The organism is Xanthomonas campestris pv. campestris str. ATCC 33913, from assembly GCF_000007145.1.
In the GTDB taxonomy this organism is placed as follows: domain Bacteria; phylum Pseudomonadota; class Gammaproteobacteria; order Xanthomonadales; family Xanthomonadaceae; genus Xanthomonas; species Xanthomonas campestris.
On sequence record NC_003902.1, the window covers coordinates 1,803,472 to 1,819,052 of the forward strand.

At 68.0% G+C, this 15,581-nt stretch carries 12 protein-coding genes and 1 pseudogene; 6 read left to right on the forward strand and 7 right to left on the reverse strand.

Features of this window, described 5'->3' with window-relative positions:
- Positions 1-88 precede the first annotated feature (88 nt).
- The 6 genes and pseudogenes from XCC_RS08070 (at position 89) to XCC_RS08090 (ending at position 6,902) form a co-directional block, all read left to right on the forward strand.
- On the forward strand, positions 89-1,702 hold the full coding sequence (locus XCC_RS08070) for an ATP-binding cassette domain-containing protein (protein WP_011036728.1): 1,614 nt from the start codon (positions 89-91) through the stop codon (positions 1,700-1,702).
- Positions 1,681-1,876, forward strand: a pseudogene (locus XCC_RS22760) (hypothetical protein). Before XCC_RS08070 ends, XCC_RS22760 begins: the two are co-directional and overlap by 22 nt.
- Positions 1,873-4,008, forward strand: coding sequence for a bifunctional 23S rRNA (guanine(2069)-N(7))-methyltransferase RlmK/23S rRNA (guanine(2445)-N(2))-methyltransferase RlmL (rlmKL, locus tag XCC_RS08075; RefSeq protein WP_011036729.1), 2,136 nt, complete (start codon positions 1,873-1,875; stop codon positions 4,006-4,008). The pseudogene XCC_RS22760 and the gene rlmKL overlap by 4 nt, the downstream one beginning before the upstream one ends.
- Positions 4,009-4,219: 211 nt before the next feature.
- On the forward strand, positions 4,220-4,996 hold the full coding sequence (locus XCC_RS08080; protein WP_011036730.1) for an NAD kinase: 777 nt from the start codon (positions 4,220-4,222) through the stop codon (positions 4,994-4,996).
- Positions 4,997-5,196: 200 nt separating this feature from the next.
- Complete coding sequence (locus tag XCC_RS08085; protein WP_011036731.1) at positions 5,197-6,162, forward strand: 5'-nucleotidase; 966 nt, start codon at positions 5,197-5,199, stop codon at positions 6,160-6,162.
- On the forward strand, positions 6,159-6,902 hold the full coding sequence (locus tag XCC_RS08090) for a transferase (protein ID WP_011036732.1): 744 nt from the start codon (positions 6,159-6,161) through the stop codon (positions 6,900-6,902). Before XCC_RS08085 ends, XCC_RS08090 begins: the two co-directional genes overlap by 4 nt.
- A 36-nt stretch (positions 6,903-6,938) precedes the next feature.
- Here XCC_RS08090 and XCC_RS08095 read toward each other — a convergent pair whose 3' ends face one another.
- From XCC_RS08095 to XCC_RS08125, 7 genes are all read right to left on the reverse strand, one after another.
- Complete coding sequence (locus tag XCC_RS08095) at positions 6,939-7,511, reverse strand: DUF2939 domain-containing protein (RefSeq protein WP_011036733.1); 573 nt, start codon at positions 7,509-7,511, stop codon at positions 6,939-6,941.
- Positions 7,512-7,623: 112 nt separating this feature from the next.
- Positions 7,624-8,310 (reverse strand): DUF2461 domain-containing protein, encoded by a 687-nt coding sequence (locus tag XCC_RS08100; protein WP_011036734.1) that lies wholly within the window; start codon positions 8,308-8,310, stop codon positions 7,624-7,626.
- Positions 8,307-9,752, reverse strand: coding sequence for an exodeoxyribonuclease I (gene sbcB, locus XCC_RS08105; RefSeq protein WP_011036735.1), 1,446 nt, complete (start codon positions 9,750-9,752; stop codon positions 8,307-8,309). The genes XCC_RS08100 and sbcB overlap by 4 nt, the downstream gene beginning before the upstream one ends.
- 366 nt (positions 9,753-10,118) lie before the next feature.
- Positions 10,119-11,489, reverse strand: a complete 1,371-nt coding sequence (locus XCC_RS08110; RefSeq protein ID WP_011036736.1) for an FAD-dependent oxidoreductase — start codon at positions 11,487-11,489, stop codon at positions 10,119-10,121.
- A 49-nt stretch (positions 11,490-11,538) separates the two neighbouring features.
- Positions 11,539-12,810, reverse strand: a complete 1,272-nt coding sequence (kynU, locus tag XCC_RS08115; protein WP_011036737.1) for a kynureninase — start codon at positions 12,808-12,810, stop codon at positions 11,539-11,541.
- 32 nt (positions 12,811-12,842) lie between these two features.
- Entirely contained in the window at positions 12,843-14,972 is a 2,130-nt protein-coding gene (locus XCC_RS08120) for an FUSC family protein (protein ID WP_011036738.1), read from the reverse strand.
- A 62-nt stretch (positions 14,973-15,034) separates the two neighbouring features.
- Positions 15,035-15,565 carry a 3-hydroxyanthranilate 3,4-dioxygenase gene (locus XCC_RS08125; RefSeq protein WP_011036739.1) on the reverse strand — a complete coding sequence of 177 codons (531 nt, stop codon included), beginning with the start codon at positions 15,563-15,565 and terminating at the stop codon, positions 15,035-15,037.
- Between the last annotated feature and the right edge of the window lie 16 nt (positions 15,566-15,581).

A 15,581-nucleotide genomic window follows, 5' to 3' on the forward strand; every position in this document is an offset into this window, starting at 1 on the left:
GCCATTGATGCCGCCGTCGTGATGACGGCCGAACCCGCTGCCGTTCCGGTTGGATCGGCGCGCGTGCTGGCATGCAATGGAGTAACCGATGACCTGTCCTTCGCTGACGCTGGAAAGCGTTACGTACCTGCTGCCCGATGGCAGCCCGCTGTTTTCTGATCTCACCACGCACATCGATCAGCGCCGCACCGGCCTGGTCGGTCGCAATGGCGTGGGCAAGAGTGTGCTTTGCCGCATCCTGGCCGGTGCGCTGGCGCCCAGTGCCGGGCGCTGCGTCCGTACCGGCAGCGTGCATTACCTGCCGCAGCGGGTGAGCGCCGCGCCCGGGCAGAGCATCGCCGCGCTGGCCGGCGTGGCGCCGCTCCTGGATGCGTTGGACCGCATTGCGAACGGCAGCGTGGAAGCGGCTGATTTCGAACGGGTGGGCGAGCGCTGGACCGCGCATCAGACATTCGCCGTTGCCCTGGAACAGCACGGCCTGGGCGGGCGCGATGCGCTTGCGCCGGCGGACACGCTCAGCGGTGGCGAGGCGATGCGGGTGGCACTGGCGGGCGCATGGCTGGCGCAGCCAGACTTTTTGATCCTGGACGAGCCGAGCAACCATCTGGATGACGTGCAGCGAGCGCGGTTGCTGGCGCAGTTGCAGGCCTGGACCGGAGGGCTGCTGGTGATCAGCCATGACCGCGCGTTGCTGGAGACGATGCAGCACATTCTGGAGCTGTCGCCGCAGGGGCTGCGCAGCTACGGCGGCAACTACAGCGCCTATGCCGCGCAGCGGGCGCTGGAACGGCAGGCCGCCTGCGACCTGCTGGCCAGCCGCAAGCTAGAGCGGCAGCGGGGTGAGCAGGCGTTGCGCTGCCAGCAGCAACGGCAGCAGCAGCGCCAGGCGCGTGGCAGCCGTGCCGCCAGCCAGGCCAATCAGGCGCCGATCCTGCTTGGCCGGCAAAAGCAGCGCAGCGAGGCCAGCGCCGGGCGCCTGCACCAGCAGCACAGCGCCGAGCGCGCACGCCTGGCCACTGCCGTCATCGATGCGGCGTTGCAGGTGGATCACGCGCAGGCGGTCGCGCTGCTGCCGCCGTCCTCGCCGGCCACCGCGGCGCACCGGCTCGCCACGTTGCAGCAGGTGGCGCTGGCGGATGGGCGGCTGGGTGGGCGGCGGGTGGACCTGCTGCTGCACGGCCAACCACGCATCGGGGTGGTCGGGCCCAATGGCAGCGGCAAGTCGTCGTTGCTGCTGCTTCTGGCCGGGCAACTGCTGCCGTCAGCCGGGCAGTGCGCGATCCACGTGCCAGTGGCCTATCTGGACCAGGACCTGGCGCAGCTGGACCCGGCGCGTTCTGCCGCGCAGCACCTGCACGCTGCCGAGCCCGATGGCCAGGCCCACGCGCAGCGCTTGCGGCTTGCGCTGCTGGGCCTGGACCAGGCCCGTGCCGACCTGCCCACCGGCCAGCTCAGCGGCGGCCAGCGGCTGAAGGTGGCGCTGGCCGGTGCGCTGTATCGGGCCCGGCCGGCGCAGTTGCTGCTGCTGGACGAGCCAACCAACCATCTGGACCTGGCCTCGGTGGAGGCGGTGGAAGCGCTGCTGCAGGACTATCGCGGCGCCCTGATGGTGGTCTCGCACGACGCCGCCTTCCTGCAACGACTGGGTCTGCAGCAGCGCCTGGACACGGCCCAGCCGCAGTGGCGGCTGGCGCCGTGGTGAACCGCGCACGGGCAGGGCAGGCCGTCGGGCTGGTAATGCCGGCCCCGATGGCCGACCATTTGCCCCCGCCCGCGGCGGCCACGGCAGCGCTTCACCGCCACCGGCCCGCTGTCCTGCTTCCACGGTCGCCGCCAGCTGCGCGGTCATCGTCTCCATCGATACCTGCCTACGTGAAATTCTTCGCATCCTGTGCCAAGGGCCTGGAATACCTGCTCGCCGACGAGTTGCTCGCGCTCGGTGCCAGCAAGGCCACCGCCACCATTTCCGGCGTCAACGTCGAGGGCGCCTTGCGCGATGCCCAGCGCGCCGTGCTGTGGTCGCGGCTGGCCAGCCGGGTGCTGTGGCCGCTGACCGAGTTCGATTGCCCGGACGAAGACGCCCTGTATGCCGGCGTTGCCGAGCTGCCCTGGCATGAGCATCTGTCCACCGGGCACACGCTGTCGGTGGATGCGCACGTGTCCGGCACCGCCATCACGCATGCACGCTATGCGGCGCAGCGCATCAAGGACGCGGTGGTGGACACCATCCGCCGGCAGGGGCTGGAGCGCCCGTCGGTGGACGTGGAAAGCCCGGACCTGCGCCTGAACCTGTCGCTGCGCAAGGGCCGCGCCACTATTTCGGTGGATCTGGGCGGCGGGCCGCTGCACCGGCGTGGCTGGCGCATGGCGCAGAACGAAGCGCCATTGAAGGAAAACCTGGCCGCTGCCGTTCTGCTGCGCGCCGGCTGGCCACGCGCCTATGCCGATGGCGGCGGCTTGCTGGACCCGATGTGCGGCAGCGGCACCTTGTTGATCGAAGGCGCGCTGATGGCGGCCGATGTCGCGCCCGGCCTGCAGCGCTACGGCAGCGACATTCCCAGCCGCTGGCGCGGGTTCGACCGCGACAGCTGGCAGCAGCTGGTGACCGAGGCACGCGAGCGCGACAGCGTTGGCCGTGCCGCGCTCAAGCAGGTGATCCATGGCAGCGACATGGACCCGCATGCGATTCGCGCCGCCAAGGAAAATGCCCAGGTGGCCGGCGTGGCGGAGGCCATCTGGTTCGGCGTGCGCGAGGTCGGCGACCTGCAGACTCGGCCGCAGGCCACCGGCGTGGTGGTGTGCAACCCGCCGTACGACGAGCGCCTGGCCGCCGACGCGGCCTTGTATCGCAAACTTGGCGACACCCTGCAGCGCGTGGTGCCGCAGTGGCGGGCGAGCCTGCTGTGCGGCAATGCCGAGCTGGCGTACGCCACCGGCCTGCGTGCGGGCAAGAAATACCAGTTGTTCAATGGCGCGATCGAGTGCGCGTTGATCGTCTGCGACCCGATCGCGGTACCGCGCCGGACTCCGTTGGCGGCACCGACGGCGCTCAGCGAAGGCGCGCAGATGGTGGCCAACCGCCTGCGCAAGAACCTGCAGAAATTCAAGAAGTGGCGCGCCCGCGAAGGCATCGAGTGCTTCCGCGTCTACGATGCCGACCTGCCGGAATATTCCGCTGCCATCGACGTGTATCAGCAAGCCGATGGCGACCGCCGCATCTTCCTGCATGTGCAGGAATACGCCGCGCCGGCGACCATTCCCGAGGCGGATGTGCGCCGTCGCCTGGGCGAATTGTTGGCCGCTGCGCGCGAGGTGTTCGAGGTGCCGGCTGAACGTGTTGCGTTGAAGTCGCGCGAACGTGGCAAGGGTGGCAGCAAGTACGGCCGCTTCGAGCAGCGTAACGAAATCGTCAACGTGCGCGAGCACGGCGCGCTGCTGCGGGTGAACCTGTTCGATTATCTGGACACCGGCCTGTTTCTGGATCACCGCCCGTTGCGCGGCACCATGGCGCAACAGTCCAAGGGGCGACGCTTCCTCAACCTGTTCTGTTACACCGGCGTGGCCAGCGTGCAGGCGGCGGTGGCCGGCGCGAGCGCCACGACCAGCGTGGATCTGTCCGGTACCTATCTGCAGTGGTGCGCCGACAACCTGGCCTTGAACGGCCAGGCCGGCAGCAAGCACAAGCTGGTGCAGGCCGACGCGCTGGCCTGGCTGGAAGCCGAGCGTGCGCACTTCGACGTGATTTTCTGCGACCCACCGACGTTCTCCAACTCCGCACGCGCCGAGGATTTCGATATCCAGCGTGAGCATGTGCGCTTGCTGCGCGCGGCAGTGGCGCGCCTGGCGCCGGGCGGCGTGCTGTATTTTTCCAACAACTTCCGCCGGTTCAAGCTGGATGAAGAGGCGGTGTCCGAGTTTGCGCAATGCGAGGAGATCAGCCCGCGCACCATCGACCCGGACTTCGAGCGGCATGCGCGCATCCACCGCGCCTGGCGTTTGACAGCGTGATGACACACCGCGCCTGCGGCGGATGACGGCGCAGCGCAGGGCTTGGACGACGTGCGCCGGATCCATGCACCCTGGCGGCGGGGCGGCCTGCTACGCGCCGCGGCTGACGCGCAGCAACGCGTCCGCTGCGGCGCGCACGCCGTGACAGCGGCCCACGCACAAGCCCACCACGGCGCTGCGGTATGCTGATTCGCATGCTCTGGAGTCAACGATGACCGCAATGCCCCGCATCGCTTTTCTTGCCAGCCCCGCCGAGCCGGCGGTGGCCGCACGCGCGCGCCTGGTGCAGCGCTACGGCGACCACGCCTTGCACGATGCCGACATTGTCTGCGCGCTGGGCGGCGACGGATTCATGCTGCAGACCCTGCACCGGCACGGTGCCGCCGATAAGCCGGTGTTCGGCATGAAGCTGGGCTCGGTCGGGTTTTTGATGAACCAGTACCGCGACGACGAGGACGACCTGCTGGCGCGCCTGCAACGCGCCGAGCCGGCCCACCTGCGTCCGCTGGAAATGCTGGTACAGACCGAATCCGGCACCAGTGCCGGTTCGCTGGCCTACAACGAGGTCTCGTTGTTGCGGCAGACGCGCCAGGCCGCCCACCTGAGCGTGGACCTCAATGGCCAGACCCGCATTGCCGAGCTGATCGGGGACGGGGTGATGGTGGCAACCCCGGCCGGCAGCACCGCCTACAATTACTCCGCGCACGGCCCGATCCTGCCGCTGGGGTCGCACACGCTGGCCCTGACCCCGATCGCGCCATACCGGCCGCGGCGCTGGCGCGGCGCCATCCTCAAGGCCGATACCGAAGTGCGCTTTCGCGTGCTGGATCCGTACAAGCGCCCGGTCAGCGTGACCGCCGATTCGCATGAAATCCGCGACGTGGTCGAAGTGACCATCCGCGAATCCACCGAACGCCGCGTGACCTTGCTGTTCGACCCCGAACACAACCTGGAAGAACGCATCTTCAGCGAGCAGTTTGCGGTGTGAGGGGCGGGGATTGGATAGTGAAGATTCGGGATTGGCAACAGCAACAGCGCGGCATTCCGCGGTGCATAAGGTGGACACGGTAGGATGCAGCGCTGACGCTGTAGCAAAACCGCGCTGGCGCTTGGACCAATCCCCGAATCCTCAATCCCCAATCCCCAATCCCCAATCCCCAATCCCCAATCCCCAATCCCGGCATTTAAATGGCTGACAACTCCCCCAGGCTGCTGACCGTCGCGGTGACCTCCCGCGCACTGTTCGATCTCGAAGAAGGCCACGCGCTGTTCGAGGCCAACGGGGTGGAGGCGTATTCCGCGTTCCAGCGCGAGCACGAGGACGACATCCTGGAGCCGGGCGTGGCGTTTCCGGTGGTGCGCAAGTTGCTGGCGCTCAACCACGACACGCCGGAAGAAACGCCGCGCGTTGAAGTGATCCTGCTGTCGCGCAATTCCGCCGACACCGGTTTGCGCATCTTCAATTCGATCCAGCATTACAACCTGGGCATCGTGCGCGCGACCTTCACCTCTGGTCAGCCGACCTGGCCTTATGTCAAACCGTTCGGCACCGATCTGTTCCTGTCGGCCAATCCCGAGTCGGTGCGGCGCGCGCTCACCCATGGCATCGCAGCGGCCACCATCATGCCGCGCGCACCGGGCGAACGGGCCGAGGCGGCTGCGGCCATCGTCGACAACGACGATACCCGCTTGTCCACGCAGCTGCGGATCGCTTTCGACGGCGATGCGGTGATCTTCGGCGACGAGAGCGAGCGCATCTCGCGCGAACAGGGCGTGGAAGCGTTTGGCCGCCACGAGCGCGAGCGCGCACGCGAGCCGTTGTCGGTGGGTCCGTTTCGTAATTTCCTCTCCGCCCTGCATGCGCTGCAGGCGGCGTTCCCGCCGGGCGAGGCCTCGCCGATCCGCACCGCGCTGGTTACCGCGCGCTCGGCGCCCGCGCACGAGCGGGTGATCCGCACCCTGCGCGAGTGGGGTGTGCGGCTGGACGAAGCGCTGTTCCTGGGCGGGCGCCACAAGGGGCCGTTCCTGGAAGCGTTTGGCGCGGATATCTTCTTCGACGATTCGCAACACAACATCGATAGCGCACGCCAGCACCAGCATGTGGCCGCCGGCCACGTGCCGCACGGCGTGGCCAACGACCCACCGATCGGATGAGCGGGCCGCAGCGCACGCCGGTTCGCGCCGCGCTGCGGATGAGCTGGCGCGCGGTGGAGCTGTCCTTCGCCGAGGACACCATCCAGACGCGCATGGCGCGCTGGGCGCCGCACCGGCTGGTGGTGCCCTATACGCGCGGCATGTTGGCCGCGTTATGGCTACAGCCGCGCCCGCAGTGCATCGGCATCATTGGTCTGGGCGGCGGCGCGCAGGCCAAGTTCTGTCGCCGGTATCTGCCCTGGGCACGTGTCGAAGCAGTGGAGGCCGATCCGCAGGTGCTGGCCTTGCGCGATGTGTTCCGCCTGCCGCGCGATGACGCACGCCTGGAGGTCAGCCTGGACGATGGCGCGGCCTGGATCGCCCATCGTCCGCAACGTTATGACCTGTTATTGCTGGACGCCTACGATGCCGACGGCATTCCGCCGGCGCTGTGCACTACCGCGTTCTACGCGGCGTGCCAGGCGGCGCTGCGGCCCGGCGGTGTGCTGGTGTTGAACCTGTTCCAGGTGGCGACCGCCGAGCACCTGGGCACGCTGCGCGCGCTGTTCGATGGACACATGCTGGTGCTGCCCGAGCCGGATCTGCGTAACCAGATCGTGTTTTGCTGGGACGGTAAACGCACGCCCGGCAGCGTCGCCGATGCACTGCGGTCACTTCCGTGGTCAGCGGCGCGGCAGCTGCGTCCGTCCATGCAGCGCCTGCAGGCGGCGTGGACGGAGCGGGCCTGGCGATTCAGCTAAACGCTGCGTGCCGACCAATGTGCATGCTGGCGCGACTCAGCCGCCGGCAGGGGAGCTGCCGGCAGCATCGCGCAGCGGCAGTTGGATGTCGGTGAGGCGCCAACGCAGGCCCTGACGGCTCAGCACGAATACCACCGGCGCACCGCTGGCGGTGTGCGTGGTGGCGGTGAATCGGCGGGTCGATTCGAAGCGTTGCTCGGCGCCGTCCAGTGGTCGCGCAGGCGAGGGTGCTGCGTAGGTGTCCGGGCTGACGGTGTCGCCGGTCACGCGGTTCCAGACCTGATGGCCTTGCAGCAACGCGCTGATGCCTAACGGCGTCACCAGCGTATCCACACCGGCGCCGCCGAGACGGCTGGCAAGCTGCAATGCAAAACCACCCAGCAGGCTCGATTGCAGGCCGCTGCCGGCCTCGCGCACCACGTAGTCGTCCAGTTGTGCTTTCAGGTTGACCCGCAGCGTCGGGAAGTCCACGTGCCGCGCCAGTTGCGCGGTGTCGCGGTTGGCCACCGCCTGGCTGATGCCGCGGATTGCCAGATACGGCCCACCGACCACATAGCCGGCCAGTGCCAGCACGATCAACAGCGGGAGCCACCACCACCATTTTTTCATTGCCGCCACTCCTGGATTGGTAGGCACATTACAGCGGGTGCACGTGTTGGAAGGCGTGGCGGATGTGCGCACAGCAGCAGGCAGTGCGCGGGCATGCGTGGCGTGCCTGCGCTCAGAATTCCAGATCCAGCGCGGCACACAGGTAGTCAACGAACGGCGCCAACACCACCAGATCAGCCGCAATGGTCTGGCGTAGCCGATTGCCGGTCATGGTGGCGTCGTCGAGCGGACGCAGATACGCCCAGTTGCGGTGCTTGAGATCGTCGATGAACTCGAAGTCGGCAGGGAAACCGCGCGGCGCACGCACCAGTTTTTCGCTGTCGTCGAGTGCGAATTTACGGGTCAGCTTGGGCGCGTGCGCGGCGGCTTTCCAGCTGCCCGGGTTATCGAAGATGAACTGCCGCAGCTTGCGTTGCGTCTCCGGCTCCGGATGCCATAGCCCTGCGCCAACGAAACTCTCGCCGGGTTGCAGATGGATGTAGAACGACGGTGCCGGCAGCTCGCGCCGCCGCGCATGGAACAGCCGCGCGCCTTGCCAGTTCTTGTAGGGCGATTTGTCGTTGGAAAAGCGTGCGTCGCGATAGATGCGAAACAGCGAGCCGCCCTGCGTTTTGGGATCGGCGCGATAGTGCTCGCTGACCTGCGCAAGGTCCGGTTGCAGGTCAGTGATGAGCTGCAGGAACGGCTGGCGCACATGCGCCTCGTACTGATGCCGATGGTCGTTGAACCAGGTCTTGTCGTTGTGGCGGGCCAGGGCGCGCAGGAACTTGAAGCTGGCGTCGGAAAAATAGGTGGTCATAGCGTGCGTTGGAGGTCCGAACCCCAGGCGGCGAGCTGGTCGAGCAGGGATTGCTTGGTAGCATCGTCGGGGTGAGCAAGCCGTAAATCGGCGATCTGCGCGTAGAACTGCTCCAGCGTGACTTCGCCCAGGCCGCGGTCTTCCAGCAGACGTTGCCGACGATAATCGTTCCAGCGTTGGTGCTCGTGCGGCGAAAGTGTCTGCGGCCAGTTGCGCGCCCGGTAGCGGAACAGCAGTTCGATCAGGCGTGGGTCGCGGAAGCGCGCTTCCATTGCGCCCAGTTCGCCCGGCGCGCTGCTGCGCACCTGCGTCAGCAGGCGCTTGTCGCCCTCGGCCAGGAAGCCGTCATACAGCGAGGCGTCGGCGTCGTTGACCGCTGCTGCCCCGGCGCGCTCGGCGCCGTAGACCTGGCGTACTTTTTCTGCCAGCTCCGGGCCCAGTTCGCGCAACCGCGCGGCCTTGGCTTCCACCGCGGCGCGGTCCACGCCCAGGCGCTGGAAGTCATCGCTACGCAGATGCTGCCAGGCCACCAGGGCGGGGGCCTTGTTCAGATGCACTTCCTTGAGCGGGATGCGCTGCTCGCCTTCGGGCAGATCGGCGGCGCGAATGTACAGGCGGTCGGCGATCTCGTCCGGGCTCAGGCGCAACAACGCATCCGGGTCGCCGTCCAGATCGAACACGATCACGCGGCTGTCGATGCGCGGGTGACGGCTCAGCGGCAACACCGCGGCCGCGCACAGGCGCGTGGCCGGGTAGCGCTGCGAGATGTGCAGCACCGGCTGCATCGCAATCACGTCCAGCAAGCTGGCAGCAAAGCGCTTGTCGCGCAGACGCAGCGCGTAGTCCCACAATTTGGGTTGGCTCTGCTGGAACTTGCGCGCCATGCCGATGGTGGCGTACACGTCCGACAGGGCTTCATGTGCATCGCCTTCGCGCACGGCATTGGCATCGGCCAGATGCTCCAGTTTGAACGAGGTGGCGCCATCCTCGCGCTGCGGCCACACGATGCCGTCCGGGCGCAGTGCATGCACCAACCGCAGCACGTCGAGCAGATCCCAACGCGAGTTGCCGCCACGCCACTCACGCTCATAGGGATCGTAGAAATTGCGGAACAGGCCGCAGCGTACGAACTCATCATCGAAGCGGATCGAGTTGTAGCCCAGCGTGCAGGTCTGCGGGCGGCCCATCTGCTCGGCAATGCGCGCGAATGCCTCGGCCTCGTTCACGCCCTCACGCAGCGCGTGCTGCGGGGTGATGCCGGTGACCATGGTGGCGTAGGGCGAGGGCAACAGATCGTCGGCCGGCTGCACGAAGAAACTGATCGGCTCTTCGATCACGCGCAGTTGCGCATCGGTGCGCACGGCCGCGAACTGCGCGATGCGGGTGCGGCGCGGATCCTGGCCGAAGGTTTCCAGGTCGTAGAAGAGAAAACTGTCAGGCATGCCGTATCACAATCCAAAGCTGCGGCGCGCTGCAAGGCGCCGCCGGTGCTGGTTAGTATCCCTCATCCTCCCGCCGGCTCGCTGAGGCGCGGCTGTGCGGGGGCGCTGTGAGGTGCAGTGGAATACGCTGCGATGCTTCAGGCGCGGCAGAGAGGCGCTGTGCGCTCGTCGATGCCAGCGGGCGCGGACAAACGGCTGACGTCATGGCCCAGCGCTGCTGCCCGTGCGCCGCACGCGAGATAGCGACCACCGCGCGCATACATGTCATGCGAAGGTCGCGGCCGAGGCGTCGCTCGGGTCGTGGCCGCCTGCGCGCCACCACGGTCCTGCCACTACGTCATCGGCAACGCCGCCGCATCCCTGCGCTCAGTGCGCGCCTTCCAGCGGCTCCAGGCGGGCATGCACCACAGTTTCGAGTGCTACCCAATCGATCCGAGATAGATCGGTGTGGCCGTGGGTGGCTTCGAGCAGGATCTCGCGCTGGATCTCGCTGCGTGCCAGTGCGATCGCGTAGCGCGTGCGCAGGAAGGTGACCATGGTGTAGTGCGGGACGAAGCGGGTGGGCCAGCGTGCCTGCAGTTGCTGTTCGAGTGCGCGCTGCAGCAGGAATTGCGCATCGCCCACGCGATCGCGCATCTCCAGATAGTTTTCCAGTGCCATCTGCTGGATCGCGGCCGCATCGTCGCGGCGCGCGGCTTCGAAGGCCGCGAACGCCTCGCTCAGGTCGCTGTGTGCATCCAGCTGTTCGGCCAGCGCCACGCAATCTTCGAACGCGCAGTTCATGCCCTGGCCGTGGAACGGCACCATCGCATGCGCGGCATCGCCCAGCAGCACGGCGCGGCCATCCAGATGCCAGCGCTCGCGGGTCAGCGTGCCCAACAGGCCGGGCGGGTGCTCTTCCCAGTGTTCCTTGAGCTGCGGGATCAGCGGCAATGCATCGGGAAAGTCGCGGGCAAACAAGGCCAACGCTTCGTCGCCGCTGCGGGTGGTGGCAAAGCTCGGCATGCCTTCGTTGGGCAGGAACAAAGTCACCGTGAAGGTGCCGCCGTCGTTGGGCAGTGCGATGCACATGTAGCGCCCGCGCGGCCAGATGTGCAGCGCATTGCGTTCGATGCGAAAACCGCCATCCGCCCGCGGTGGAATTTCCAGTTCCTTGTAGGAATGATCGAGAAAGGCGATGTGTTCGCCCACCGGCGCCTTGCGCTGCATGGCCGCGCGCAAGGCCGAGCCGGCGCCGTCGCTGCCGACCAGTGCCTGGAAGTGGATCTCGTGCGGCTGGTCGTCGCGGTCGTCGATGAAGCGCGCGTAGCCGGCGTCGAAATCCACCGTGTGCAGGCGCCGATAGAAATGCACGCGCGCGCCGGCCTGTTCGGCCAGATCGAGCAGGGTGACATTCAAGGCGGCGCGGTGGATCGACCAGATCACCTCGCTGTCGTCACGCCCGTAGCGCTGCAGCTGCGGCTCGCCGCTGACCGGGTGGATCATGCGCCCGCGCATCATCACCGCCTTGGCCATTACCGCGTCTTCGGCGCCGGCCTGGCGCAAGGCATGCCGGCCACGTTCGGCCAAGGCCAGGTTGATCGAACGCCCGGACTCGTAGCCCTTGATGCGCGGGTCGCCGCGGCGTTCGTACAAGGTGATCTGCCAGCCGCGTCGCGACAGCAGGATGGCGAGCAGGCAACCGGCCAAACCGGCGCCGATCAGGGTCAGGGAACGAGGGGAGGCAGCAGCGCTCAATGCGGTATCCGGCAGCGGCCGGACAGGGGCGCCGGCAAGGAGGAAGGGCTCAGGCAGCGGCCCAGGTTTCCACGTGCTCCACCAACTGGTGCAGATCGCAGAAGCGGTTGTACAGCGGTACCGGCGCGATGCGGATCACATCCGGCTCGCGCCAGTCGCCCAGCACGCCCACCGATTGCAGGTACTCGAACAGGGCCCGGCCCTGCGTGCGGCCACCGGCCACGCGCAGCGACAGCTGGCAGCCACGCTGCGCGGGATCGGCCGGGGTGACGATCTGCAGCACCTGCGGCACGCGCGTGTGGATCAGCTGTTCCAGATGCCCGGTGAGCTGCTCGGATTTGGCACGCAGCGCCGGCATGCCGGCCTGGTCGAACAATTCCAGCGACGCGCGCAGCGGCGCCAGCGCCAGCACTGGCGGATTGCTCAGCTGCCAGCCTTCGGCACCGGGCGAAGGTACGAACTGCGGTTCCATGCGGAAGCGCGTCGGTTGTTCGTGGCCCCACCAGCCGGCCATGCGCGGCAGATTGCTGTGCGCATGCCGCGCATGCACGAAGCAGCCGCCCACCGCACCCGGGCCGGCGTTGAGATATTTGTAGTGGCACCACACGGCGAAATCGACGCCATCGTCGTGCAGGCTGAGCGGGATGTTGCCCACCGCGTGCGCCAGGTCGAAACCCACCGCCGCGCCCTGGGCGCGTGCCAGCCGCGCAATCTCGCCCAGCGCGAACGCCTGGCCGGTGCGGTACTGGATCCCTGGCCACAGCACCAGCGCCAGCCGCGGGCCGTGCTGCGCGATGGTCGCGGCAATCGCGTCCATCGACAGCGTGCCGTCGGCTGCGTCGGGCTCCACTTCAATCAGGTGGGTGTCCGGGTCCAGCCCGTGCAGGCGCAACTGCGACTCCACGGCGTGGCGGTCGGACGGAAACGCGCCGGCTTCGATCAGGATCGCGGCACGCTCGGCGCTGGGCCGGTAGAAGCTGGCCATCATCAGGTGCAGGTTGACGGTGAGCGTGTTCATCGCCACCACCTCGTCCGGCTGTGCGCCGACCACCCGTGCCAGCCCGTCGCGCACCAGCTGGTGATAGGTGAGCCATTGAGTGGGGCCGGTGAAGTGGCCTTCCACCGCGAGCGCGCCCCACTGGTCGAGCACTTCGGACACCATCGCACGCGCCTGGCGCGGTTGCAGGCCCAGTGAATTGCCGACGAAATAGGTCTGATCCTGGCCGCCATGTTGCGGAAACACGAACGCATCGCGGAGCGCGCGCAGCGGGTCGGCAGCGTCCAGTGCGGCAGCATGGGAGCGGGACAGTGGATCGGTCATCATCGGCTCGCGGCGCAGGTCAATGCCGCAGTTTACCTGCCGGCGCCCTGTGCGCCGTCATGCACGGCCTGGGCTTCGGCAGTGGCGCGGCGGGCGGGGCGCAACAGGTGGGTCAGGGTGCCGATGCTGTCGGTGATACGGTCGATGGTGTCGGCCAGCGCCGCCGCTGCGGGCAGGCCATCGGGCAGCGCCGCCAGCGCATCGGACACCCCGCGCTCGGCGGTGCGCAACGTGGCCGGCGCCGGCACGCGTCCTTCGCGCAGGCAGGCGCTCAACTCGGCCAGGGCCTGATCGGCCTGCTCTGCGAACGCAGGCAATCCATTCAGTGCCGGCAGCGGGTGGCCATCGCGCAGCACCGCTTCCAGTGACAGCGTGGCGCGGATCAAGCGGTTGCCATTGGCCAGCAGTGATTCGGCGCGCTTGAGCTCGTCCAGGTTGCGCCGGCTGCGGGGTTCTCCGCGCAGCCGTTCGATCGAGGCCTGGGTATTGGTGCGCGCTACCCGCGCGGCAGCGCGGCTGTCGCTCAAGGCATCCAGCTGGCCGAGCAGCAGGTTGCGCAGGTGCGCGCGGTAGGCATCGAGCAATTGCGCCAGCGAGGCGCGGATCTGCCGGCGTTCGCGCGTGGGCCACAGCGCGTAGGCGATCAGCGCCAGTGCGCTGCCGGCCACGGTGGCCTGCAGACGCGCACCGACTGCCTCGCCCGGCGACACCCCTTCGAACGACAGCAGCAGCACCAGCATGCCGGTCAGAAACGCCACGCCGATGCCGTAGTTGACCTGCGTCAACAGGCGAAATCCCAGGCAAAACAGCGCCAACAGGCTGAGGCGGATGCCGGCACCGTCCATTGCCAGATGCGCAAGCAGTGTGGCCAGCAACAAGCCGATGAAGGTGCCGGCGACCCGCAAGGCGCCAAAGCTGAAGGTGCCGCCGAAATCCGGCTTGAGCACGATCGCGGTGGTCATCGGGATCCAGAAGCCGTGCGGAATCTGCTGCCAGCGCTGGAAGGCGATCGCCAGCGCCAGGCACACGCCGCAGCGCAACGCATGACGAAACGCCACCGAAGACAGGTCCAGGTTCGCCCGCAGCGTGGCCCAGGTGGCGGCCGGGCGCAGCGCCGCAGGCAGCCGCGCTTCGGCCAGCTGCGCCTGGATCTCGCCGCGGCTGCTGGCCCAGTGCGCATTGCGGACCAGGGCGCGCAGCTGGCCGCCGAGGCCTTGCGCGCGCGCCACCGCCACGCGCACCAGGCGGCGCTCGCGGGTATCGGCGTTGTCGTGCTGGAACTGCGCCAGCGCCGCCACCAGGTCGTCGAAGTCGGTCATCGAGGCCGTGGCGGCGGCGGGGTCTTCCCCCACGGTCATCGCATGGGCAAGTTGTTCCAGCACGATGGCGCTGCGTTCAAGCACGCGTTCGATCGCCGGCCGCGCCTGCGACTGGCCCAGGCGGGTGTCGGCATCGGCCAGCGACAGCAGCTCCAGGCGCACGCGGTCGCACAGCTCGGCAATGATGCGGAAGCTCTGCACCGCGATTGCGCGCGAACGGTGCTCGCCATGCAGCATGACCATGGCATCGAGCACTTCCTGCGTGGCCGGCGGCGGCGCGCTGGCTTCCGGGCGTTGCCGCGCAATGCTGGCCAGCTGCCGCATCAGCTCTGCCAATGCAAAGCGCTCGGGCCGGTAACGCTGCAGGGGCCATGCAGCCAGCGCCAGCAGGACCTGCAGCACGCCGCCGGCAAAGATCAGCAGCGCAACGCCTGGCGCCTGCGCTACTGGCAGGCGCATGTCGGCGCTGACCACCAACAGGATCATGCTGGTCAGGCCCACCCGCGCCGCCACCGGGCCCAATGCGACCAGCAGGCCGCCGCCCAGGCCGAGCAGCAGCCCGGCGAGCACCAGGGCGGGGGTGTTATGGCCGACCCAGATGCCCAGCAGCGCGGCGCCGCCGGCAGCCAGCGCCGCCATCAGCATGCGCTGCAGGCGCGCCCGATACGGGCCGGGCTGATCGGAAAACATGGTGTTCAACGCGCCGCTGCACACCGCCAGGCCGGCCGCAACATGCCCCGTCGCCACGCCGATCAGCAGCGGCAACACCACCGCGGCGGTGTTGCGCAGCGCAACGCGCAAAGGCACGTCGCGCGGCTTGAGGTCGATCAGTGCGCGCAGCATGGCGTGGAGGTCAGCAGAAACAAGGTGGTTGGCAGATGCGGGTACACCCCACGGCCCGCGGCTCAGGCCTCGACGGCGGCATAGCGTTCCGGCGCAGGGTGCACATGCCCGCACTGCGTGCAGGTGCGCAGCGCGAGCGAGCGATAGAAATGATCGAACACCGGCGGGAAGTCGGTTTCGATATTTTCCAGCGGGAACATCGCTTCATACAGTTTGTGGTTGCACTGCGGGCAATACCACTGCAGGCCGTCCTGCTCATGCGGCAGGCGCTCACGCTCGATCACCAGGCCGATCGATCCGGCGGCGCGTTGCGGCGAATGCGGCACCTTGGGCGGGAGTAGAAAGATCTCGCCGGCACGGATCGGGATGTCGCGTGCGGTGCCGTCGTCCTGCACCTTCAGCACCATCTCGCCCTCGAGCTGGAAAAACCACTCCGGGCCTTCGTCGTAGTGATAGTCGGTGCGCGCGTTCGGCCCGCCGACGATCATGATGATGAAGCCGTCCTGCTGGATGCACTTGTTGCCTACCGGCGGCTTGAGCAGGTGGCGGTGCTGCTCGACCCAGGCGTGCAGGTTGATCGGCGGGACCAGCATCGGCGTTCCTTGGCGA

Coding starts and splice junctions, on each gene's coding strand:
- XCC_RS08070 (WP_011036728.1), top strand. CDS start 89: ATGACCTGTCCTTCGCTGACGCTGGAAAGCGTTACGTACCTGCTGCCC.
- XCC_RS08080 (WP_011036730.1), top strand. CDS start 4,220: ATGACCGCAATGCCCCGCATCGCTTTTCTTGCCAGCCCCGCCGAGCCG.
- XCC_RS08085 (WP_011036731.1), top strand. CDS start 5,197: ATGGCTGACAACTCCCCCAGGCTGCTGACCGTCGCGGTGACCTCCCGC.
- XCC_RS08090 (WP_011036732.1), top strand. CDS start 6,159: ATGAGCGGGCCGCAGCGCACGCCGGTTCGCGCCGCGCTGCGGATGAGC.
- XCC_RS08095 (WP_011036733.1), bottom strand. CDS start 7,511: ATGAAAAAATGGTGGTGGTGGCTCCCGCTGTTGATCGTGCTGGCACTG.
- XCC_RS08100 (WP_011036734.1), bottom strand. CDS start 8,310: ATGACCACCTATTTTTCCGACGCCAGCTTCAAGTTCCTGCGCGCCCTG.
- sbcB (WP_011036735.1), bottom strand. CDS start 9,752: ATGCCTGACAGTTTTCTCTTCTACGACCTGGAAACCTTCGGCCAGGAT.
- kynU (WP_011036737.1), bottom strand. CDS start 12,810: ATGACCGATCCACTGTCCCGCTCCCATGCTGCCGCACTGGACGCTGCC.
- XCC_RS08120 (WP_011036738.1), bottom strand. CDS start 14,972: ATGCTGCGCGCACTGATCGACCTCAAGCCGCGCGACGTGCCTTTGCGC.
- XCC_RS08125 (WP_011036739.1), bottom strand. CDS start 15,565: ATGCTGGTCCCGCCGATCAACCTGCACGCCTGGGTCGAGCAGCACCGC.